15 protein-coding genes are annotated in these 20,690 nt (G+C 72.7%); 5 read left to right on the top strand and 10 right to left on the bottom strand.

The window, feature by feature from the left end; translation table 11 throughout:
* Positions 1 to 26 precede the first annotated feature (26 nt).
* Positions 27 to 1,958 carry an IucA/IucC family protein gene (locus tag F603_RS0117490; RefSeq protein WP_019547276.1) on the bottom strand — a complete coding sequence of 644 codons (1,932 nt, stop codon included), beginning with the start codon at positions 1,956 to 1,958 and terminating at the stop codon, positions 27 to 29.
* A 235-nt stretch (positions 1,959 to 2,193) separates the two neighbouring features.
* Here F603_RS0117490 and F603_RS0117485 point away from each other — a divergent pair, with 235 nt between their 5' ends.
* Both F603_RS0117485 and F603_RS0117480 read left to right on the top strand, forming a co-directional pair.
* Positions 2,194 to 3,414 carry a trypsin-like serine peptidase gene (locus F603_RS0117485; protein ID WP_051096255.1) on the top strand — a complete coding sequence of 407 codons (1,221 nt, stop codon included), beginning with the start codon at positions 2,194 to 2,196 and terminating at the stop codon, positions 3,412 to 3,414.
* Positions 3,415 to 3,494: 80 nt separating this feature from the next.
* A complete protein-coding gene (locus F603_RS0117480; protein ID WP_019547274.1) occupies positions 3,495 to 4,718 on the top strand; it encodes a trypsin-like serine peptidase in 1,224 nt (407 codons plus the stop codon).
* A gap of 55 nt (positions 4,719 to 4,773) precedes the next feature.
* Here the strand turns inward: F603_RS0117480 and hflX are convergent, their stop codons facing one another.
* The 5 genes from hflX to miaA form a co-directional block, all read right to left on the bottom strand.
* Positions 4,774 to 6,249 (bottom strand): GTPase HflX, encoded by a 1,476-nt coding sequence (gene hflX / locus F603_RS0117475; RefSeq protein ID WP_019547273.1) that lies wholly within the window; start codon positions 6,247 to 6,249, stop codon positions 4,774 to 4,776.
* A 221-nt stretch (positions 6,250 to 6,470) separates the two neighbouring features.
* On the bottom strand, positions 6,471 to 8,564 hold the full coding sequence (locus tag F603_RS0117470; RefSeq protein ID WP_019547272.1) for a RelA/SpoT family protein: 2,094 nt from the start codon (positions 8,562 to 8,564) through the stop codon (positions 6,471 to 6,473).
* A 142-nt stretch (positions 8,565 to 8,706) separates the two neighbouring features.
* Positions 8,707 to 9,585 (bottom strand): diaminopimelate epimerase, encoded by an 879-nt coding sequence (dapF, locus tag F603_RS0117465; protein ID WP_019547271.1) that lies wholly within the window; start codon positions 9,583 to 9,585, stop codon positions 8,707 to 8,709.
* Between the two features lie 28 nt (positions 9,586 to 9,613).
* The gene (locus F603_RS0117460) at positions 9,614 to 10,135 is read right to left on the bottom strand and encodes a hypothetical protein (protein WP_019547270.1); all 522 of its coding nucleotides are present in this window, start codon (positions 10,133 to 10,135) and stop codon (positions 9,614 to 9,616) included.
* A 101-nt stretch (positions 10,136 to 10,236) separates the two neighbouring features.
* Positions 10,237 to 11,187 (bottom strand): tRNA (adenosine(37)-N6)-dimethylallyltransferase MiaA, encoded by a 951-nt coding sequence (gene miaA / locus F603_RS0117455; protein ID WP_019547269.1) that lies wholly within the window; start codon positions 11,185 to 11,187, stop codon positions 10,237 to 10,239.
* Positions 11,188 to 11,354: 167 nt separating this feature from the next.
* Between miaA and F603_RS0117450 the strand changes: the two genes are divergently transcribed.
* The gene (locus F603_RS0117450; protein WP_245600819.1) at positions 11,355 to 11,624 is read left to right on the top strand and encodes an antitoxin; all 270 of its coding nucleotides are present in this window, start codon (positions 11,355 to 11,357) and stop codon (positions 11,622 to 11,624) included.
* Positions 11,625 to 11,645: 21 nt separating this feature from the next.
* Here the strand turns inward: F603_RS0117450 and F603_RS0117445 are convergent, their stop codons facing one another.
* Complete coding sequence (locus F603_RS0117445) at positions 11,646 to 12,359, bottom strand: class III extradiol dioxygenase subunit B-like domain-containing protein (RefSeq protein WP_019547267.1); 714 nt, start codon at positions 12,357 to 12,359, stop codon at positions 11,646 to 11,648.
* Between the two features lie 245 nt (positions 12,360 to 12,604).
* Complete coding sequence (miaB, locus tag F603_RS0117440; protein WP_019547266.1) at positions 12,605 to 14,089, bottom strand: tRNA (N6-isopentenyl adenosine(37)-C2)-methylthiotransferase MiaB; 1,485 nt, start codon at positions 14,087 to 14,089, stop codon at positions 12,605 to 12,607.
* A 119-nt stretch (positions 14,090 to 14,208) separates the two neighbouring features.
* Between miaB and F603_RS0117435 the strand changes: the two genes are divergently transcribed.
* Together F603_RS0117435 and F603_RS0117430 are read left to right on the top strand one after the other, a co-directional pair.
* Entirely contained in the window at positions 14,209 to 15,234 is a 1,026-nt protein-coding gene (locus F603_RS0117435) for a TAXI family TRAP transporter solute-binding subunit (RefSeq protein ID WP_019547265.1), read from the top strand.
* Between the two features lie 101 nt (positions 15,235 to 15,335).
* Positions 15,336 to 18,416, top strand: coding sequence for an alpha-mannosidase (locus F603_RS0117430; protein ID WP_019547264.1), 3,081 nt, complete (start codon positions 15,336 to 15,338; stop codon positions 18,414 to 18,416).
* On the opposite strand, the gene F603_RS0117425 is transcribed toward F603_RS0117430, so the two are convergent.
* Both F603_RS0117425 and F603_RS0117420 read right to left on the bottom strand, forming a co-directional pair.
* Positions 18,382 to 19,881 carry a sensor histidine kinase gene (locus tag F603_RS0117425; RefSeq protein ID WP_019547263.1) on the bottom strand — a complete coding sequence of 500 codons (1,500 nt, stop codon included), beginning with the start codon at positions 19,879 to 19,881 and terminating at the stop codon, positions 18,382 to 18,384. The genes F603_RS0117430 and F603_RS0117425 overlap by 35 nt on opposite strands.
* A gap of 9 nt (positions 19,882 to 19,890) precedes the next feature.
* Entirely contained in the window at positions 19,891 to 20,598 is a 708-nt protein-coding gene (locus F603_RS0117420; RefSeq protein ID WP_019547262.1) for a response regulator transcription factor, read from the bottom strand.
* Positions 20,599 to 20,690: the final 92 nt, after the last annotated feature.

Raw genomic sequence — 20,690 nt, 5'->3', positions numbered from 1 at the left:
GCTTCGCCTTCTCTCGGGTGGTCGCTTCAGTGGGCGAGGCGGGCAGCGCTCCGTCCGACGAGCGGGTTGGGGAGGGGGACGTAGACGGACTGCGTCTCCACGGGGCCTACGAGTTCGTCCAGACCCTGCACCCGGGTGAGGAGGTTCGCCTTGCACCGCAACGTCTCGGTGTCCAGCAGAAGTCGGGCGAGGCCGGAGGCGGGCGCACCGTCGGCAGGTGCAGCCGCCGACTCCAGGAACCTGCGGACGACAGCGAGCAGCGCCTCCTCGTCGGCGAGACCCTGCGCCCCGAAGGTGCCGACGGTGCCGAGGACGTTGTTGATGCCGAGGTAGTAGGCGAAGCGTTCGTCGACGACCGCGTCGTCGACGAACGAGTCGCTGGCGACGCCGACCCCGGGCAGCCTGCGGGCGAGTTCGGCGCGGTGGGAGACGCGGAAGTAGTACCCCTGGTTGTCCCGGTAGCGGCCGCCGGCCGGCCAGCCGGCGGCGTCGAGGAGGACGAGGGTGTTCTGCTGGTGCGCCTCCAAGGCCACCCCCGCGTGGGCGTCGAGCCAGAGGATGGGGCGGACCACGGCGTCGAGGTACCGCTGGAGCCACTCGGCCGCGACGTCGCCCCGGCTGCGCCCCGTGCGCGCGGCGAGCGACTCGACGACCTCCGCGAGCCGCGAGCGCAGACCGCCGGGAGGCAGTCCGGACGCCGGGGCCGGTGCCAGGAGTCCGGCGAGGCAGACGGCGTCGTCGTCAGGGGCGAAGGGGTTCTCACGCAGCACGGTGTCGAAGCCGGGAAGGCGTGTGCCGTCCCGGTCGGTGAGTCCGAGCCATGCAGGATCGCGCAGGATGCCGAAGCCGGGGTGCACGGCGTGGAACTCGGCGGCGAGACCGGAGCGCAGCAGACGGTGGACCTCGGCGCCGCGCAGCAGCTCCTTGCGGAGGTTCTCCCGACGGGAGTTGGTGATCCGCAAACCGAGGGAGAGCTTGAGCATCGCGCTCTCGTCCGCTCGGTGGACCGTGCGCACCGACGAGGTGGGGTGCCATGGGGCGCCGCAGGGCCCGAGGTCGTGGAGGAGCCCGGCGCGGGTCAACTCCTGTACGGCGGCGTGCTGTCGCACCTCGCGCGCCTGCCAGGGATGGAGCGGAAGCAGCGCGGCGCCCTCGGGCAGGCGGGCGCGTACGTCTGCGCCCGCGAGACGCGCGGTGAGTTCGGACGCGGGGACGGTGCGGTCGTCCTCGTGCCAGGCGGACTCGCTCTCGATGAGCGAGGGGTCCGCGGCGTACCAGTGGAGCGGGAAGCTGCCGCGCAACTCCGGGGAGTAGAGGCGGGCTTCGCCCTCCGAGAGCCCCTCGCGGCTCTTCGGGGTGGGGTGGAGCGGGTGCCCGAAGACGAGTGCCTGCTCCGCTTCGAGGAAGGCCCCGGTGCCGTTCGGCGGCCGGGGGGCGGCTCGGCGCTCGGTGAGGAAGAGCGCCGTGCGCTGCACCGAGTCGGCGACGCGGCCCACGAGTTCGGTGGCGTGGCCGGCGTCGGCCGTGCCGGTGAGGTGCGCCGCCTCGCGTGAGATGAGGGCGGCGAGGGTGACGGCGTCGAGCTCGGGTGCCTCCTGCGGGACGCCTTCGAGTCGGGGGCGGCCGAAACGGTGCAGGCCCGTGGCCGAAGCGTGGAGCACGGGGACGCGGAGCGCCGTGCCGGAGGCGGGGAGCGGCACGCGGAGGGGGCCCTCCGTCCGGCAGGGGAACGAGGTCTCGCGGACCCAGCAGCGGAGGAGGTTCTCCGTGGCTGCGGCGTCTGCCTGGTCGAACGGTGCGGGAGCGGGCAGTAGGTCCTCGTGCGCCGACTCGCAGGCGGGGGACGGCGGTTCGCTTCCGCATCCTTCGGTCTGCGGACGCCACTGCCGCGGGAAGGCGAAGCCGACGGAGTGGGCAGGGCCAGGCAGGCTGCTCTCGGTTCCGGAGCGCACGTTCAACTGAGGTCTCCTGTGGCGATGTCGACGGGGCGCGCCCTTCGGCGCACCGCTGTACCCCGTACGTAGCAACGAACGGCCGGCGCGGTAATCACGGTCTCCGCCGGAGCAGTTGGCGCCGGGGAACCGAGGACCCTGCCGCTCCCGTCCCCTACCTCACCGGGCATAGTGGGGGCGGCCCCGCCCCGGCGCGGTGCATGACAAATCAACACGATCCGTTCCAGGGGGAGTTCCGTACATGCCATCCATATCCAGGTCCGCACGCCGCCGGTCGGTGCCCGCGGTCGCCGCCGTCGTCGCGGTCCTCGCCCTGACCGCCACTGCCTGCGGCCCGGAGGACGAGAACGCCGACGACAAGCCCTCGGCCTCCGCGAGCGCCGGTCCCGAGGAACTCGCAAGGGAGCTCGGCCTCCCCGACGACCTCCCCAGCGACCTGCCGACGTCGCTCGAGGAACTGGAGAAGTGGCGCAACGGTGAGTGGAAGGACTGGGATCGCGAGCGGTGGCTGAAGGAGGCGAAGGACTTCTTCAACCCGATCATCGAGGACCTCTGGGACCCGGACCGGATGAAGGACGCCGACGGCAACGAGCGCGAGGTCGACGACTCCGACATCGAGGACGACCCGAGCGGCGGCGAGGGCGGCACGGGCGAGGACGAGGGCGTCACCGACCCCACCCCTGCGAAGGTCCCCGCGAAGCAGGTGGACACCCCGTTCACGGGCGCGGACAAGCCGGTTGGCAAGGTCTTCATGGACACCCCGAAGGGCGCCATGGTCTGCTCGGGCTCGGTCGTCGAGGACCCCGGAAACCCCGGGAAGTCGAACCTCGTCGCGACCGCCGGGCACTGCGTCCACGGCGGAGCGGGGAAGGGATGGTTCCGGAACGTCGTCTTCGTCCCCGACTACAACCCGAAGGGGCTCCCCAACTCCGCGCTGGAGAAGGCCCAGAAGAAGGACGTCGCCCCGTACGACATCTGGTGGGCGAAGCACGCGCGGACGACCGACCACTGGATCAAGACCGGAGCCGACCGCGGAGGCAAGGGCGCGCAGCAGGACTTCGCCGTCCTGCGCGTGCAGCCGGAGGACAAGAGCGGCGGCAAGTCGCTGCAGGAGACCGTGGACGGGTCGGCGTTGAAGGTCAACTTCGGTACGCCGCGCGTGAAGTCGCTCAGCAACCTCACCGCCGTCGGCTACCCGGCCTCGCCCCCGTTCGACGGCGCGAAGATGTTCAACTGCACGGACAAGCCGGGACGCCTGACGCTCGACACCGCGCAGCCCACGATGTACCGGATCGGCTGCTCCATGACGGCCGGCGCCTCGGGCGGCCCCTGGCGCGACGCGAGCGGGAAGTGGCTGCTCTCGGTGACCTCGATCGGCCCCGTCACCGGTGACTGGCTCGCCGGCCCGCGGCTCGGCAAGGAGGCCAAGGGCGTCCTCGACGCCGTCAGCCGGGCCGGCTGACCCACAGGGCTGCGTTCTCCCGGGTGGGGACGCAGCCCCGTCGCGCCTCGAACTCTTCGGAAACAGAAGGAAAATCATTCATGCCACACACTTACGGGGGACGCGGTTCGCGGGGCTTCAGGCCCACGCTGACGGCGGCGGTGCTCGTGGCGGCGCTCGCCGTCACGGTGACCGGGTGCGGCTCGGACGACGAGCCGGAGGCGTCGGACGCGGGCGCCTCGGAGCAGCCGGCGAAGAACGGCAAGGGGGCCGGCGACGAGGACCTGGGGGTACCGGACAAGCTTCCGGAGAGCCTCCCCACCTCCATGGAGGACCTCGACGCATGGCGGGACGGGGCCTGGAAGGAGTGGGACCGCGACGAGTGGCTCAGGGAGGCGGCCGACTTCGTCAACCCGTACATCGAGGACCACTGGAAGCCGTCCCGGATGAGGAAGGCCGAGGAGAACGAGAAGCGCGTCGCCAAGGACGTCGCCTCGACCTCGGCTCAGGGCAAAACGGACCCCGAGCCGCGCGCCACACGCGCCGTGGGCGTCTCGGCGCCGTACACGAGGAACGCGGCGCCCACGGGCAAGATCTTCATGGAGACGCCGAAGGGGCCGATGGTCTGCTCGGGCACCGTCGTGCAGGACCCGCGGAACCCGGGCAGGTCCAACCTGGTCGCCACCGCGGGACACTGCGTCCACTCCGGCAAGAGCGGCGGCTGGCTGCGGAACATCTCGTTCGTCCCCGCTTACAACGACCGCGGGCTCTCCGCCGCCGAACTGCGTACGGCGCAGCCCGAGCAGGTCGCGCCGTACGGTGAGTACTGGGCCGAGTGGGCGCAGACCACGGCGTACTGGATCAAGAACGGGGCCGCGGTCGGCGGAGGCGGCTCGCAGCAGGACTTCGCGGTGCTCCAGGTGAAGTCGGTCGGCCAGGACGGCAAGTCCCTCGAGGAGACGGTCGGCGCCGCTGTCGCGGTCAACTTCCAGGCGCCCGACGCCGATCGGGTCAAGGGCGTCAGCGCGTACGGCTACCCGGCGGCGCGGCCGTACGACGGCACCAAGCTGTACCGATGCACCGATCGGCCCGGCCGGCTCACCATCGACCCGTCGCAGGCGCCGCTGCACCGCATCGGCTGCACCATGACGGGCGGCTCCTCCGGCGGCGGCTGGCTGATCAACGGCAAGCGCGGCAAACCGGAGTTGGTCTCCGTCACCTCCATAGGGCCGAACCCGGCGCGATGGCTCGCCGGGCCGCGCCTGGGCGAGGAGGCGAAAGGCGCTTTCGAGGCGATCAGCAAGCGGTATGCCGGCAGGAACTGACCTTCCGCGCGACAGAAGGGGCCGCCCTCCCGGGCGGCCCCTTCTTTGTCGCTCGTCAGCCCACCGGCTCGAACTTCCGCAGCTCCGCGGCGAGTTCCTCGTGCACCCTCGCCTTCAGCTCGGTGCCGTGCTCCGTGTGCTCCTCGGAGAGGACCTCCCCCTCGCCGTGGACGCGGGAGACGAGTCCGCCCTCGCTGTAGGGCAGCAGCACCTCCACCTCGACGGCAGGGTGCGGGAGTTCGGCGTCGATCAGGGTCTGCAGCCGCTCGACGCCCTCTCCGGTGCGCGCGGAGACGACCACCGCGTGCTTCTCGGCGCGCAGCAGCCGCTGCACCACGAGCGGGTCCGCGGCGTCCGCCTTGTTGATGGCGACGATCTCGGGCACCGACTCGGCGCCCACGTCGCGGATCACCTCGCGGACCGAGGCGAGCTGCTCCTCGGGTGCCGGGTGCGAACCGTCGACGACGTGCACGATCAGGTCGGAGTCCCCGACCTCCTCCATCGTCGAGCGGAACGCCTCCACCAGGTGGTGCGGCAGGTGCCGGACGAAGCCGACGGTGTCGGCGAGGGTGTAGGCGCGGCCCGACGGGGTCTCGGCGCGGCGGACCGTCGGGTCCAGGGTGGCGAAGAGGGAGTTCTCCACCAGCACCCCGGCGCCCGTGAGGCGGTTGAGGAGCGAGGACTTGCCGGCGTTGGTGTACCCGGCGATCGCGACCGACGGGACCTTGTGCCTCCGGCGGTCGCGGCGCTGGACGTCGCGGCCCGTCTTCATGTCGGCGATCTCGCGCCGCATCTTCGCCATCCGCTCGCGGATGCGCCGGCGGTCCGTCTCGATCTTGGTCTCACCGGGACCGCGCGTCGCCATGCCGCCGGAGCCGCCACCGCCCATCTGCCGCGAGAGCGACTGCCCCCAGCCGCGCAGCCGCGGCATCATGTACTGCATCTGTGCCAGCGCCACCTGTGCCTTGCCCTCACGGGACTTGGCGTGCTGCGCGAAGATGTCGAGGATGAGCGCGGTGCGGTCGACGACCTTCACCTTGACGATGTCCTCGAGGTGGATCAACTGCGAGGGGCTCAACTCGCCGTCGCAGACGACGGTGTCGGCTCCTGTGCCCAGGACCACCTCGCGGAGCTCGTCGGCCTTGCCCGAGCCGATGTAGGTCGCCGGGTCGGGCTTGTCACGCCGCTGGATGACGCCGTCGAGGACGTGCGCGCCGGCGGTCTCCGCCAGCGCGGCGAGCTCGGCGAGGCTGTTCTCGGCGTCCCGCACGGTGCCCGAGGTCCAGACACCGACGAGCACCACGCGCTCCAGGCGCAACTGGCGGTACTCGACCTCGGTGACGTCCTCCAGCTCGGTGGAGAGCCCTGCGACGCGGCGGAGCGCGCTGCGCTCGGAGCGGTCGAGCTGCTCGCCGTCCCGCTCGCCGTCGAGGTCATAGCTCCAGGCGACGTCCTCTTCCATCAGGGCGTCGGCTCGGCGTTGCTGGTCGGCGAGGCGCTGGCCGTGCTGTGGAAGGGAGGGGTTCGTCAAGTGGAGATCCTTAATCTCGTCGAGAGACGCCCGGCGGCTCCGGCCGAGCGATACGGCGGTGACCGTCGGCGGGCACCACCCCGTGCTACAGGAACGCCCGAGCGGGCGGGATGATTCCCCGCGCCGGCCGCTCCTGCCGCCCCTGGGGCGGCCCGACCGATGGTGGCACGTCGCCTCCGCGGAGTCACCCGGATTTGCACGGCCCTGCCCCGTACGCGCGCTCAGCGGTCGGCCGGAGTGGGGGCGGCCCGCGAGACGTCGTAGACGCCCGGGACCCGGCGCATCGCGCGCATCAGCTCCGGAAGCTCTGCGGCGTCGGGGAGTTGCAGCGTGTAGGTGTGGCGCACGCGCTGCTCGCGCGGGGGCTCGACCTCGGCGGCGAGGACACGGGCACCCGCGGCCGCGATCACCTCGGTGAGGTCGGCGAGGAGGTGCGCGCGGCCGAACGATTCGGCACGGAGCGTGACCCGGCACCCGGCCGCCCCCCTGCGCCAGCGGACGGGGAAGGCGGAGCGCCCGGCCGAGGTCATGCGCACCGCGGCCTGGCAGCTCTCGCGGTGGACGGTGAACCCGCCGCCGCGGACGGCGAAACCGGTGACGGCGTCGGCCGGCACCGGGGTGCAGCACCCCGCGAGCCGTACCGGTGCCTCGGGGCGGTCCGCGATCTCGGGGGCGTCCTCCGCCTCGAGTTCGGCCGCGGGCGTCGGCTGCGGAGTGATGCCCTCAGGAGAGGTCGCGGGGAGCGGTTCCGCGCTCGGGCCGTGCGTCGACAGCCACTGACGGATGGCGATGCGCGCCCCGGGGGTGCGGGCATGGTGCAGCCACTCGGGGGAGGGTCCTGAGGCGGTGTGGGCCTCGGAGTGGTCGGTCTCCAGGATCGGTTGCACGGCGTCGCCGTCCTGGAGAACCGTATGGAGCGGCGCCAGGCGGCCGTTGACGCGGGCGCCGATGCACCGGTGCGCGGCCTCACCGAGCGCCGCGTAGGCGGCGTCGACGCAGCTCGCCCCCTCCGGAAGGGGGAGTCCGCCGGCGAGCTCCAGCGGACCGTCGGCGCTCTGGGGGACGCAGTAGACGGTGATCTCGCGGTCCTGTGCGAGCTCCTCGCGCAGCTCGTCCCAGAAGGTGTCGGGGTCGGGGGCGTGGCTCTGCCATTCCAGCAACCGGCGCAGCCAGCCTGGCCGCGTCGGGTCGGCGCGCTCGGCCCCTTCGCCGTCCTCCGCCGCGGGCTCGGTGTCCGGGTCCCCGAGCGCGACGACGCCTGCCTCGGCCACGCGGTGCATCCGCCGGGTGCGTACGAGGGCCTCGACGACCCGGCCGCACTCGTCGGCGAACGCGGTGTGCAGGGACTGGTAGAGGTTGAACTTCGGCGCCGCGATGAAGTCCTTGAACTCACTGATCAGCGGCGTGAAACAGGTGTGCAGCTCGCCCAGGACGGCGTAGCAGTCGGCGTCCTCCTCCACGAGCACCAGCAGGCGCGCGAGGTCGCACTCGCCCAACTCGCCCCGCTTGCGCACCAACCGGTGGACCGAGACGGTGTGGCGCGGTCTGATCAGCACCTGCGCCGCCACTCCGGCCTCGCCGAGCACCCGGCGCACCGCGGACGCGATGCCGGTGAGCGGGTCGGGGCGCTCCGTGTGCGTCTCGATCAACTCGCGGGCTCGCGCGTACTCCTCGGGGTGGAGGACCTTGAAGACGAGGTCCTCCAGCTCGCTCTTGAGCGCCTGCACTCCGAGCCGCTCGGCGAGCGGGATGAGGACGTCCCTGGTGACCGTGGCGATCCGGGCCTGCTTCTCCGGGCGCATCACGCCGAGGGTGCGCATGTTGTGGAGGCGGTCGGCGAGCTTGATCGACATGACGCGCACGTCGCTGCCGCTGGCGACCAGCATCTTGCGGAAGGTCTCCGACTCGGCGGCCGAGCCGTAGTCGACCTTCTTCAACTTCGTGACGCCGTCGACGAGGTGGCCCACCTCCGCGCCGAACTCCTCTCGCACCTGGTCGAGTGTCAGCTCGGTGTCCTCGACGGTGTCGTGGAGCAGCGACGCCGTCAACGTCGTCGTACCGGCGCCGAGTTGGGCGAGGAGGAGGGTGACGGCGAGCGGGTGGGTGATGTACGGCTCGCCGCTCTTGCGCATCTGGCCGCGGTGGGAGGACTCGGCGAGGAGGTAGGCGCGGCGGAGCGGGTCGAGATCGGCTCGGGGATGGTGCGCCCTGTGGACCTTCGCCACGTGCTCCAAGGCGTCGGGCAGCGTTCCCTTCGCGGTGCCGGCGAGCACCGCAAGCCTGCCGATCCTCCGCAGTCCGCGTACCGCACTCATCGGCACCTCCGCTTGCAGACTCCCCCGTGCTGGTGCCGCTCGATGCTACCCGCCCGGCGGTATGCGCTCGGCCGTCCTCCGAGGTCGGACAGCAAGTCGTCACCCCAACGTGGGACGGCGCATGGACGCTCGTACGAGACGCTCAGCGTGCGGCGGCGAGCCACTCGGCGTCGAGCGCCCCCTCAGCGACGAGCACTGCGGGCCCGGTCATCTCCACGGTGCCGTCGGGGAATTCGGAGATGACGAGGCGGCCGCCCGGCACGTCGACCGTGTACGTCGCGGTCGAGCCGTCGCGCACCGGGTCCGCGCCGTCCCTGCGGGCTGCGGCGACCATCACGGCGCAGGCGCCCGTGCCGCAGGAGCGCGTCTCCCCCGAACCCCGCTCGTGCACCCGCAGGGCGACGTGGCGGGGGCCGCGGTCGACGACGAACTCCACGTTGACGCCCTCGGGGTAGGCAGCCGCCGGCTCCACGACGGGCGGCTCGGTGAGCGGGCCGGCCTGCGCCAGGTCGTCGACGAAGGCGACCGCGTGCGGATTGCCCATTCCGACCTTGTGTGCGGGCCACTCGCGCTCGCCGACCCGCACACGCACGCCCGGCTCCTCGGGAAGCTCCGCACGCCCCATCGCGACGGTGACCTCGCCTGCGTCCTTGCCGAGGCGGACCCGGCGCACCCCGGCGCGCGTGGCGACGGCGACGCCGCCCTCGCCGACGAAGCCGGCGCGGTAGAGGTAGTGCGCAAAGACGCGGACGCCGTTCCCGCACATCTCGGCGACGGAGCCGTCGGCGTTGCGGTAGTCCATGAACCACTCGGCCTCGCCCGCGAGTTCGGCAGCCTCTGGGTCGGCGGCCGAGCGGACGACGCGGAGCAAGCCGTCGCCACCGATTCCGGCACGGCGATCGCAGAGCAGCCGCACCTGCGCGGCGGTCGGCTGCCACTCGCCTTCCGGGTCGGGGATGATGACGAAGTCGTTCTCGGTGCCGTGCCCCTTGAGGAACGGAACGCCCTGCGCAGTGCTCACGCGTCCGATCGTAGGACACGGCCGGAGGTCAGCGAAGCCGGGCGATCCGGAGCACCGCGAGCGCGACGACGGTGCAGAAGAGGAGCGCGTACAGCGCCACCGCCCGCCAGTCGGCGCGCTCGGGCCCACCGCCTCCGGGCATCCCCGGCCACCGGTGCCCCACCCGGCGCGCGGCGACGAGCGCACCGCCGGCGGCGCAGCCGCACAGCAGCAGCCCCAGCATCGAGACGACGGCGCCCGAGCTGCCGCCCGGCTCGAAGGCGAGCGGGAAGGCGAACATCAGGGAGCCGAGTGCCGCGAAGACGACTATCGGCGCAAGCTGCCAGACGCGGAGCTTGCGGCGTGGGCGGAGCTCCTGCGGCTCCAGCTCCTCGGCGTCCTGCCCGCCCTCCGGCTCGGCCGACAGGGGTTCGGGGGCTGCGTCGCCGAGACGCGGCTGCTCGGGGAGGCCCCGCCGGGAGTAATCCGTACCGGGCCCGCCGGCGCCCGCCCCACGGGGGCGGTCCGTGCGGGCCTCGCCGTTGTCACGAGGGCCGGCCACCATCGCCACACGCCCTCCCAACTGCGGCTGCCCAACCTGGAACCAGCTCGATGATGGCACGCCTGAACAGCTGTCCTTGACGCCCGGAGCGTCCCGATGCCATGACGTGATCAGGCTGTGACCGCCGCTGAGAGAAGTGCGGCCGCACGGCCGAAGAGTTGTGCGCGATCCTGCTCCGCGCCGCTGAGCCAGTGCACGCGGGGGTCGCGGCGGAACCAGGAGTCCTGGCGCCGTGCGAACCGCTTGGTGGCGCGTACGGTCTCCGCGCGTGCCTCCTCCTCGGTGCACGCCCCGGCGAGCGCGGCGAGGACCTGCTGATAGCCGAGCGCGCGGGAGGCGGTGCGTCCCTCGCGCAGGCCACGCCGCTCCAGCTCGCGCACCTCCGCCACGAGGCCCGCCTCCCACATCCGGTCGACGCGCGCCGCGATGCGCGCATCGAGCTCGGGACGCGGGACGTCGACGCCGAGTTGGACCGTCTCGTAGACGGACTCGTGGCCCGGCAGGTTGGCGGTGAACGGCCGGCCGGTGATCTCGATGACCTCCAGCGCACGGACGATTCGCCGCCCGTTGCTCGGGAGGATGGCGCGGGCCGCTTCCGGGTCAGCGGCGGCGAGGCGCGCATGCAGCGGTCCGCTGCCGCTCTCGGCCAACTCCCCCTCCAGACGGGCGCGCACCTGCGGGTCGGTCCCGGGAAACTCCATCGCGTCGATCGCCCCGCGTACGTAGAGACCGGAGCCACCGACGAGCACGGGCACCCTGCCGGCCGCACGCAACCTGTCGATCTCCATGCGGGCGAGGCGCTGGTACTCGGCGACGCTCGCGGTCTCGGTGACCTCCCAGACGTCGAGGAGGTGGTGCGGGACCTCGCGGCGCTCCGGGGCCGTGAGCTTCGCCGTGCCGATGTCCATGCCGCGGTAGAGCTGCATCGAGTCCGCGTTCACCACCTCGCCGCCGAAGCGGAGGGCGAGCTCCGTCGCCAGGTCGGACTTTCCTGCTGCCGTCGGGCCCACTACGGCTACGACGGGCGGTGCGGGGCGGTTCTGCTTCACGGCGGCGTTCACACAATAAAGTCTCGCAAACTTCACCCGCCGCCGTGGCCGAGCGGCCGATCGCTACGGAAACCTGACGCCAACTGGAGAAGCGGAGGGCGCGACCAGTCCGTACATTGTCTTCGGAAGGTGCACGACCAACGCACGCAACGACAGCGAGGGGACCCGCCGTGGGCTTCATGGACAAGGTGAAGAGCGCGCTTCAGCAGCACGGGGACAAGGTCCAGCAGGGCGTCGACAAGGCTGCCGACATGGCCGACTCACGCACCCAGGGCAAGTACAGCGACCAGATCAAATCCGGTGCGCAGAAGGCCAAGGACGCCGCGGGCAAGTACGCGGACGAGGGTAAGGACGGGCAGTCCGGCGGCGAGCGGGGCAAGGAAGGGGAAGCCCAGCGCGGCACCGACGGGGAGCAGAGCGGGGGCGAGCGCCGGGGCGACGGCGCCTGAACCACCGCCCCGGCACCGCCTTCACGACCAGGAGGCGACGAAGTACCCCACGCCGTACGGCGCTTCGTCGTGGAGCAGCCGCCCCGAGAGGTCGGCGCCCTGTGCCGCGCCGGCGAGCACCTGCCAGCTCGAGCGCCCCGACGCGCCCAGCTCGTAGGCGAGTTCGGCGTCGAGAGCGAGAACGGAGGCCGGGTCGGCGTCGCCGAGGGCGCGGGCGGCGTCGGCGTCGAAGGCGGCGGCCCGCTCGTCGAAGTAGCCGGGGGCCTTGACGGTGCGGCAGTTGGAGCCGTCGCCCAGGACGAGGAGCGCGAGGCGGTCCCCCGCGCCCGAGCCGACGAGGTCCTGCCCTGCGGCTGCGCACCGCTCCGGGGCGAGCGGCTCACCGACCCCGAGCCCCTCGACAGGTGCCGCACTCCACTCCGTCCGCTCCAGCAGCCAGGCGCCGACGGCGAGCGACGGCGGCAGCTCCCTGCCCTCCGCCGCGCCCTTGCCGAGCCGGACGTCCAGGTCGACGCCGAACCCGCGGAACGAGCCGGGAGCGCCCTGCGGGTAGCTGCCCCGCGCGAACTGCTCGGCGGGGCCGAGGACGACGAGGCGGTCGGGCCGCGCGGCGGCGAGCACCGCGAGGGCGTCGTAGCAGGCGGCACGGGCCGCGTCCATCTCGTGGGCGGCGCCTGCGGCGACCTCGGGCACGAGGAGCGGCGGGCACGGGCATACGGCGGCAGCGACAAGCATGGCGGGCAGCTTAGAGGCAGCGCGTCCCGCGGCCCACACGCCGGGAGCGGCATTTCCCGTGCCCGGCGACGGCGAACGCCGGGCGCGGCAAGGGCGAACGGCTCCGGTGGCAAGCGGCTCCCCGTCCCCCTGTCGTGTGAGGCAGCGGGAGCGCGCCTTACCTCGAAGGGTTATCCGTACGATTTGCGACGGCACGCAGCACCCCGTCGCCACCAACTGCCGGGCGTGCGACGGGGCTCAGCGCTTCAGTGGGTGGTGCAGCAGCCCTCCGCCGCCGGCAGGGGCTCGGGGACGCCGACCTTCGGCAGCCCGAGGAGCACCCCGCGCCCGTCGTCCTCCGGGCCTGCCTGGCGCCGCTCCCAGGCGTCGCCCGCGCGGGTGCGACGGACCGGTCCCACCGTGCCCTCGGCGAGGAGGTGGTGCGGCGCCGCGTAGGTGATCTCGGCGGTGACCATGTCCCCTGGGCGCACGGGTTCTTCGGGGCGGGTGAAGTGGACGAGCCGGTTGTCGGGGGCTCGTCCGGAGAGGCGGTGCGTGGTGTCGTCCTTGCGGCCCTCGCCCTCCGCGACGAGCAGTTCGACGGTGCGGCCGACCTGCTTGCGGTTCTCCTCCCAGGAGATCTCCTCCTGGAGCGCGACGAGTCGCTCGTACCGCTCCTGGACCACCTCCTTGGGGACCTGCCCGTCCATCTCGGCCGCCGGCGTCCCCGGCCGCTTGCTGTACTGGAAGGTGAAGGCCTGCGCGAAACGGGACTCGCGGACGACGTGGAGGGTCTCCTCGAAGTCCTCCTCCGTCTCGCCGGGAAAGCCGACGATGATGTCGGTGGAGAGCGCGGCGTGCGGCATCGCGTCGCGGACCTTCTCGATGATGCCGAGGAAGCGCTCCTGACGGTAGGAACGGCGCATCGCCTTCAGCACGCGTGAGGAGCCCGACTGGAGCGGCATGTGGAGCTGCGGCATGACGTTGGGGGTCTCGGCCATCGCCGCGATGACGTCGTCGGTGAAGTCGCGGGGGTGCGGCGAGGTGAAACGCACGCGCTCCAGCCCCTCGATGCGGCCGCAGGCGCGGAGCAGCTTGCCGAACGCCTCGCGGTCGCCGATGTCCTGGCCGTACGCGTTGACGTTCTGACCGAGGAGGGTGATCTCCGTGACCCCCTCGGCGACGAGTGCCTCGACCTCCGCGAGGATGTCGCCCGGCCTGCGGTCCTTCTCCTTGCCACGGAGCTGCGGAACGATGCAGAAGGTGCAGGTGTTGTTGCACCCGACGGAGACGGAGACCCAGGCCGCGTAGGCGCTCTCCCGGCGGGTGGGAAGGGTCGAGGGGAACGCCTCGAGCGACTCCGCGAGTTCGACCTGCGCCTCCTCCTGCACCCGTGCGCGCTCCAGCAGGACCGGCAGCTTGCCCACGTTGTGGGTGCCGAAGACGACGTCGACCCACGGCGCCTTGCGCACGATGGTCTCGCGGTCCTTCTGCGCCAGGCAGCCGCCGACGGCGATCTGCATGCCGGGCCGTGCCGCCTTCTTCGGCGCGAGCTGGCCGAGGTTGCCGTAGAGGCGGTTGTCGGCGTTCTCGCGTACCGCGCAGGTGTTGAAGACGACGACGTCTGCGCCGTCCGCATTCTCGGGTGCGCGCACGTACCCCGCGTCCTCCAGCAGGCCGGCCATCCGCTCGCTGTCGTGCACGTTCATCTGGCAGCCGAACGTGCGCAGCTCATAAGTCTTCGCAGTCATCTCAGTCGACAGGGTACGCGGTGCGAGCGGCCCTCAGGTCCCCGTCCTGCGGACCGGTGCGGGCGGTCGGCAGAAGCAGGCGTTTCCCTTCGGTCGCCGGGCTGGCAGTATCCGTTGGCATGATCGATCTCCGCCGCCCCGGGCGCTCCGCGCCGCCCGTACCGCGCACCCGCCGCCCGCGGCGTGCGCTGTGGGTGTGCGCCGTCGGCGCCGTGGTGCTCGGGGTCGTCGGCTGGCTGCTGCTGCCGGCGCGGGAGGCAGGGCCGAGCGGCACCGTCACCTTCGCCACCGGCGTGCGGACCGGCGTCTACGAGAAGTACGGCAAGCTCCTGCGCGACCGGCTCGACAAGGACCTCCCCGACGTCGACCTCCGGCTCGTCCACACCCAGGGCTCGGTGCAGAACCTGGAGAGCGTGGCCACGGGCGACACCGAGTTCACCGTCGCGGCCGCCGACGCCGTCGCCACCTACCGGGACGAGGAGCGGCCGGGCGCCGAGCGGTTGCGGGCGTGCGCACGGCTCTACGACGACTACATGCAGCTCGTCGTCCCCGCGGACTCGAAGGTGGAGAGCGCCAAAGACCTCGGGGGCCTGCGGGTCGGCGTCGGCGAGGAGCGGTCGGGCGTGAACCTCGTGGCGGGGCGGCTGCTGCGCGCCGCGGGGCTCGCGGGCGAGGAGGACCTGACGAGGGTGCACACGGGGATCGACCGGATGCCGGGGCTCCTCGCGGCGGGAGAGCTCGACGCGTTCTTCTGGTCGGGCGGCCTGCCGACCGACGCCGTCCGGCGGCTCGCCGACCGCACGGACATACGCCTCGTCCAACTCGGCGACCTCGTCCCGAGGTTGCACCAGCAAGAGCCGGAGACGCGGCACTACAGGTCGGCCGTGATGCCGCCGGACGCCTATCCCGAGGTGCAGCAGGGCGAGTCGGTGAAGACCGTCGCCATCGCCAACCTGCTGGTGACGACGGACCGCAGCGACCAGTCGCTCACCGAGGGGCTCACGCACGCCGTCCTGCGCAACCGCGACGAGATAGGCAAGCAGGTGCACGCGGCGCAGAAGGTGGATCTGCGCACCGCCATCTACACCGATCCGCTGCCACTCCACGAGGGGGCGCAGCGGTACTACCGCTCCGTGAAGCCGTGAGCCGGAGGACGCCTGCCGGGGCGCAAGTCGGCGGCGGGGCCTGCGGTTGCCCGGGAGTCCGCTGGGAAGACTGGGCGGAGCCGTAGCGGAGGAGCTCACTCATGCACGACGACCGCACCACCGTCGAGGCCCGGTTGACGCGCGTGCTCGACGAGCGGCTGAGGCCGGCCGTCCACGCCAGAGCCTGCGCGCTGGAGGTGGCGCGGTGGGAGGCGCCCGGCGAACCGGTGCCCGTGGCCGAGGCGTTGGAGGCGGTGTACGAGCCGGACGCTGCCGGCTCCGCGTGGGGGCCGGCCTGGGGCACGACGTGGTTCCGGGTGCGGGGGCGCGTGCCGCGGGAGTGGGCGGGGCTGCCCGTCGAGGCGGTGCTCGACCTGGGGTTCGAGCGTGAGATGCCGGGCTTCCAGTGCGAGGGGCTCGTCTATCGGCGTGCGGAGGGCGGCGGCGCCGCGCCGGTGAAGGGACTCCATCCGAAGAACTCCCATGTGCGGGTGGCCGATTCGGCCGTGGGCGGGGAGGAGATCGAGCTCTACGTCGAGGCGGCCTCGAACCCCGTCGTCAACTCCCCGCACACGCCCACCTACGAGGGCGACAGGCTTACGGCGAGCCACCGGCCGCTCTACCGGCTGGGGCGGATGGACCTCGCCGTCTTCGCGGCCGAGGTCTGGGAGCTCGTCCTCGACCTGGAGGTCGCCGACTCGCTCATGCGGTCCCTTCCGGTGGCGGACGCCCGTCGCTGGGAGCTGCTGCGCGCGGCCGAACGCGCCCTCGACGCCGTCGACTTGGCGGACGTCGCAGGCTCCGCGCCCGCGGCGCGCGCCGAGCTCGCAGAGGTGCTATCCGCGCCAGCGCGCGCCTCCGCGCACCGGATCAGTGCCGTGGGCCATGCGCACATCGACTCGGCATGGCTGTGGCCGCTGCGCGAGACGGTGCGGAAGGTCGCGCGTACGGCGTCGAACGTGGTCGCGCTGATGGAGGAGGACCCTGGGTTCGTCTTCGCGATGTCGCAGGCCCAGCAGTTCGCCTGGCTGAGGGAGCACCGCCCGGAGGTCTACGCGCGGGTGCGCCGGCAGGTGGAGAACGGACGCTTCGTGCCCGTCGGCGGCATGTGGGTGGAGTCGGACACCAACATGGTCGGCGGCGAGGCGATGGCCCGCCAGTTCCTCTACGGAAAACGGTTCTTCCTCGACGAGTTCGGCATCGAGACACGCGAGGTGTGGCTCCCGGACTCCTTCGGCTACACGGCCGCGCTGCCGCAGCTCGTGCGCCTCTCGGGCGCCGACTGGTTCCTCACGCAGAAGATCTCCTGGAACCGCACCAACCCCTTCCCCCACCACACCTTCTGGTGGGAAGGGATCGACGGCACCAGGGTCTTCACCCACTTCCCGCCCATCGACACCTACAACGCCGAGCTCACGGGCGACGAACTCGCCCACGCCGCAGCCAACTTCCGCGAGAAGGGCGCCGCCGGCCGCTCCCTCGCCCCGTTCGGCCACGGCGACGGCGGTGGCGGTCCGACCCGCGAGATGCTCGCCCGCGCCGCGCGGCTGCGGAACCTGGAGGGCTCGCCCAAGGTCGAGGTGGAGAAGCCTGCGGCGTTCTTCGAGGAGGCGTACGCGGAGTACCCGGGCGCCCCCGTCTGGCAGGGCGAGCTCTACCTGGAGCTGCACCGCGGCACGTACACCTCGCAGGCGAAGACGAAGCAGGGCAACCGCCGGAGCGAGTCGCTGCTCCGCGAGGCGGAGCTGTGGGCGGCGACGGCCGCCGTGCGCACGTCCGAATACGCCTACCCGTACGAAGAATTGGAGCAGTTGTGGAAGACGGTACTGCTCCACCAGTTCCACGACATCCTCCCCGGCTCCTCGATCGCCTGGGTCCACCGGGAGGCGCGCGCGACGTACGCGCGGGTCCACGCCGAGCTGGAGGAGATCGTCGCCGGCGCGCAGTCGGCGCTCGCCGGGCAGGGTGACCGCACCCTCGTCTTCAACGGTTCACCCCACCTCCGCCACGGCGTCGCGGCCGGAGGCGCCGCGCCGCGCTCCGGCGCGCGGGGCGCGGTGGAGGCCGCCCGGCGGGCGGACGGCGGTTGGGTTCTCGACAACGGGCCGATCCGCGTCGAGATCGACGCACGCGGGCTCGTGGTCTCCGTCGTCTCCGACGCGGACACCCCCGCGTCCCGCGAGGCGCTCGCCCCGGGAAGCCCGGCCAACCTCCTCCAACTCCACCCCGACTTCCCCACGTTCTACGACGCCTGGGACGTCGAGGAGTACTACCGCAACCGGGTCGCGGACCTGACCCTCGCCGACGCGGTCGAACTGGTCGAGGACGGGCCCGAGCGCGCTGAGGTGCGCGTGGAGCGCTCGTTCGGTGGTTCGCGCGTGGTGCAGACGATCGCGCTGGGCGCGGAGGAGTGCGCCGTCGAGTTCACCGCCGAGATCGACTGGCACGAGAGCGAGACCTTCCTCAAGGCCGCCTTCCCCCTCGACGTGAAGGCCGAACGCTCCGCTTCCGAGACCCAGTTCGGCCATGTCTTCCGCCCGACCCACACCAACACCTCCTGGGACGCCGCGCAGTTCGAGATCTGCGCACACCGCTGGCTCCACGTCGAGGAGCCCGGCTGGGGCGCGGCACTCGTCAACGACTCGACGTACGGGCACGACGTCACCCGCGAGGTGCGCGCCGACGGCGGCCACACGACCACCCTGCGCCTCTCGCTGCTCCGCGCCCCGCGCTACCCGGACCCCGAGACCGACCAGGGCAGCCACCGCCTCGCCTACGCGCTCGTCCCGGGCGCCTCGCTCGGGGACGCCGTCCGCGAAGGGCACTGGGCGAACCTGCCGGAGCGGAGGGTGGTCGGCGAGGGGGCGCCGGTCGAGCCGTTGGTGGCGCTCGGAGCCGCGGCGGGCAGTCCCGGCGAGGTCGTCGCCGAGGCGGTGAAGCTCGCGGAAGACCGCAGCGGCGACGTCGTCGTGCGCCTCTACGAGGCGCGCGGCGGGCGCGCGGCGGCGGAGCTCACGCCGGGGTTCGAGGTCGCGGAGGCGTACGCTGCCGATCTGCTGGAGCGGCCGCTCGGAGCGGCTCCCGACGCACCGGGGTGCGAACTCACCGATGGACGTGTGCGGTTGACGCTGCGCCCCTTCCAGATCGTCACGCTCCGGTTGGTGCGTTCCGCGGCAGGCTGAGGCGTACGAGGAGGCCCGGACGCTCGGCTGCGTCGGCTGTGCCGGCCTGGTCGGCTGTGTCGTCCGCGGAGTGCGGCGACCGCTCTCCGTCCGCGTGTTCGTCACCGCACGGCGCGGGGAGCCCCTCGCGGGCCGGGCCGAACTCGATGCCGGCCCCGCCCGCCGCGAGCAGGGCGCGCGCGATGGAGAGGCCGAGGCCCGAGCCGGAGACGTTCTGGTGACGGCCGCTGCGCCAGAACCGGTCGCCTATGCGTTCCAGTTCGTCCGCGTCGAGTCCCGGGCCCTCGTCGGTGACGTCGATCCGCACCCGGTCGCCGTCCGTCTCGGTGCGGACCGTGACCGTCCCGCCCTCGGGCGTGAACTTCACCGCGTTGTCGATCACCGCGTCGAGTGCGCTGGAGAGCGCCACCGGGTCCGCCCACCCCGTCGCGGCCCGCTGCCCCGCGGTGCGCAGCCGCACCCCCTTGCTCTCGGCGACGGGCAGCCAGCCGGCCGCGCGCTCCGCCGCCTGCTCGGCGACGTCGGTGAGGCGGAGGTCGGCCGGGCCGTGCTCGGCGACGGCGAGGTCGAGGAGGTCGTCGAGGACGCGCGCGAGGCGCTTGCCCTCGGCGCGTACCGACGCCATCTCTGCACTGTCCTCGGGGAGTTCGAGCCCGAGAAGCTCGATCCGCAGCAGCAGCGCGGAGAGCGGGTTGCGTAGCTGGTGCGAGGCGTCGGCGACGAAGGCGCGCTGCTGCTCCAGCACCTCCTCCAGATGGTCGGCCATGTCGTTGAAGGAGCGCGCCAGGCTCTTCAGCTCGGGCGGTCCACCGGACGCGGCGACACGGGAGTTGAGCTTTCCCGTGGCGATCTCGTGCGTGGCACGGTCGAGGATGCGCACCGGGCGGAGCACCCAGCCGGTGAGGCGCAGTGCGGCACCGACGGCGAGCAGCATCGCCGCGCCCTCGCCCGCGGCGATCACCACCCAGCGGTGGAGGATGCCGGAACGCATCGCGTCGGTCGGCGAGTCGGTGAGGACGACGGCCGCGACGTCGCCGTCCCGCGTGACGGGCGAGGCGACGGCGATGCGCCCGTCCTGCCAGGGCCACACCTGTCGCGGGTCGTGGCTGCGGCGCCCGGCGAGCGCCTCGGCGAAGGCGCGCCGGCCGTCGCCTTTCTGCGGCACGCTCCAGGTCTCGGGCGCGGTCGCCATCGCGTCACCGTCGCGGTAGAAGACACCGGCGCGGATGCCGTAGACCTCGTGGTACCGGTCGAGTTCGTGCTGGAGGGTGGCGAGCCGCTCCCCCTGGCGGTCGGCCTCCGTCACGAACTGGGCGAGCGCCGCGAAGCGCGCCGTGTCGTCGATCCGGTCGACGACGACGCGCTGCTGCTCCGCTGCCGCCTGGCTGACGGCGAGCGGGAAACCCAGCGCGATCAGCACCCCGGCGAGCAGGATGAGCAGAAGCGGAAGCAGGCGGCTGCGCACGTCCGTACCTCAGTGCTGCTCGGGCGCGGCGAGGCGGTAGCCGACGCCTCGCACGGTCTCGATCAGCGTGGGCAGCCGCAGCTTCGAGCGGAGCGAGGCGACGTGGACCTCCAGGGTGCGCCCCGTCCCCTCCCAACTGGTGCGCCAGACCTCGCTGATGATCTGCTCCCGCCGGAAGACGACGCCAGGGCGCTGGGCGAGGAGCGTGAGGAGGTCGAACTCCTTGCGCGTGAGCGGCACCTCCTCGCCGTCGACGACGACCTGCCGGGTGGCGGTCCTGACGACGAGCGGGCCGAGGCGCAGCTCCTCGGCACCGCCCTCGCCTGTGTGGCCGCCTCCCTCCTCGGGGGCGGCGCGGCGGCTGACGGCGTGGATGCGGGCGAGGAGTTCGCCGGTGTCGTACGGCTTGACGACGTAGTCGTCCGCGCCCAGGTTGAGGCCGTGTATGCGGGAGCGGACGTCCGCCCGCGCCGTCACCATGATCACCGGCGCGGCCGTCGTGGCGCGGATGCGTCCGCAGAGTTCGAAGCCGTCCTGGTCGGGGAGGCCAAGATCGAGGAGGACGACGCCGAAGGGTTCGCCGCCGGTACCCGGCAGGAGGTGGTCGAGCGCCTGCTGGCCGTTGCGTGCCTGGGCGACGTCGAAGCCGTGGCGGCGCAGCACCGCCGCGAGCGCGGCGGCCACATGGTCGTCGTCCTCGACGAGCAGCAGTCTCATCGTCCCGGCCTCCTTTCACGGCCTTGCACGGTCCCCCGTCGCCCCACGCCCCGGGGCGCCGTCCCGCGCGCGCTGCGGCGCCTGCGCCGCAG

This window comes from Streptomyces sulphureus DSM 40104 (genome assembly GCF_000381025.1).
In the GTDB taxonomy this organism is placed as follows: domain Bacteria; phylum Actinomycetota; class Actinomycetes; order Streptomycetales; family Streptomycetaceae; genus Streptomyces; species Streptomyces sulphureus.
The sequence above is the reverse complement of the archived record's forward strand: the minus strand, read 5'-3'. Positions and strand labels throughout refer to the sequence as shown.

Coding starts and splice junctions, on each gene's coding strand:
- F603_RS0117485 (WP_051096255.1), top strand. CDS start 2,194: ATGCCATCCATATCCAGGTCCGCACGCCGCCGGTCGGTGCCCGCGGTC.
- F603_RS0117480 (WP_019547274.1), top strand. CDS start 3,495: ATGCCACACACTTACGGGGGACGCGGTTCGCGGGGCTTCAGGCCCACG.
- F603_RS0117470 (WP_019547272.1), bottom strand. CDS start 8,564: ATGAGTGCGGTACGCGGACTGCGGAGGATCGGCAGGCTTGCGGTGCTC.
- F603_RS0117450 (WP_245600819.1), top strand. CDS start 11,355: ATGGACAAGGTGAAGAGCGCGCTTCAGCAGCACGGGGACAAGGTCCAG.
- F603_RS0117445 (WP_019547267.1), bottom strand. CDS start 12,359: ATGCTTGTCGCTGCCGCCGTATGCCCGTGCCCGCCGCTCCTCGTGCCC.
- miaB (WP_019547266.1), bottom strand. CDS start 14,089: ATGACTGCGAAGACTTATGAGCTGCGCACGTTCGGCTGCCAGATGAAC.
- F603_RS0117435 (WP_019547265.1), top strand. CDS start 14,209: ATGATCGATCTCCGCCGCCCCGGGCGCTCCGCGCCGCCCGTACCGCGC.
- F603_RS0117430 (WP_019547264.1), top strand. CDS start 15,336: ATGCACGACGACCGCACCACCGTCGAGGCCCGGTTGACGCGCGTGCTC.
- F603_RS0117420 (WP_019547262.1), bottom strand. CDS start 20,598: ATGAGACTGCTGCTCGTCGAGGACGACGACCATGTGGCCGCCGCGCTC.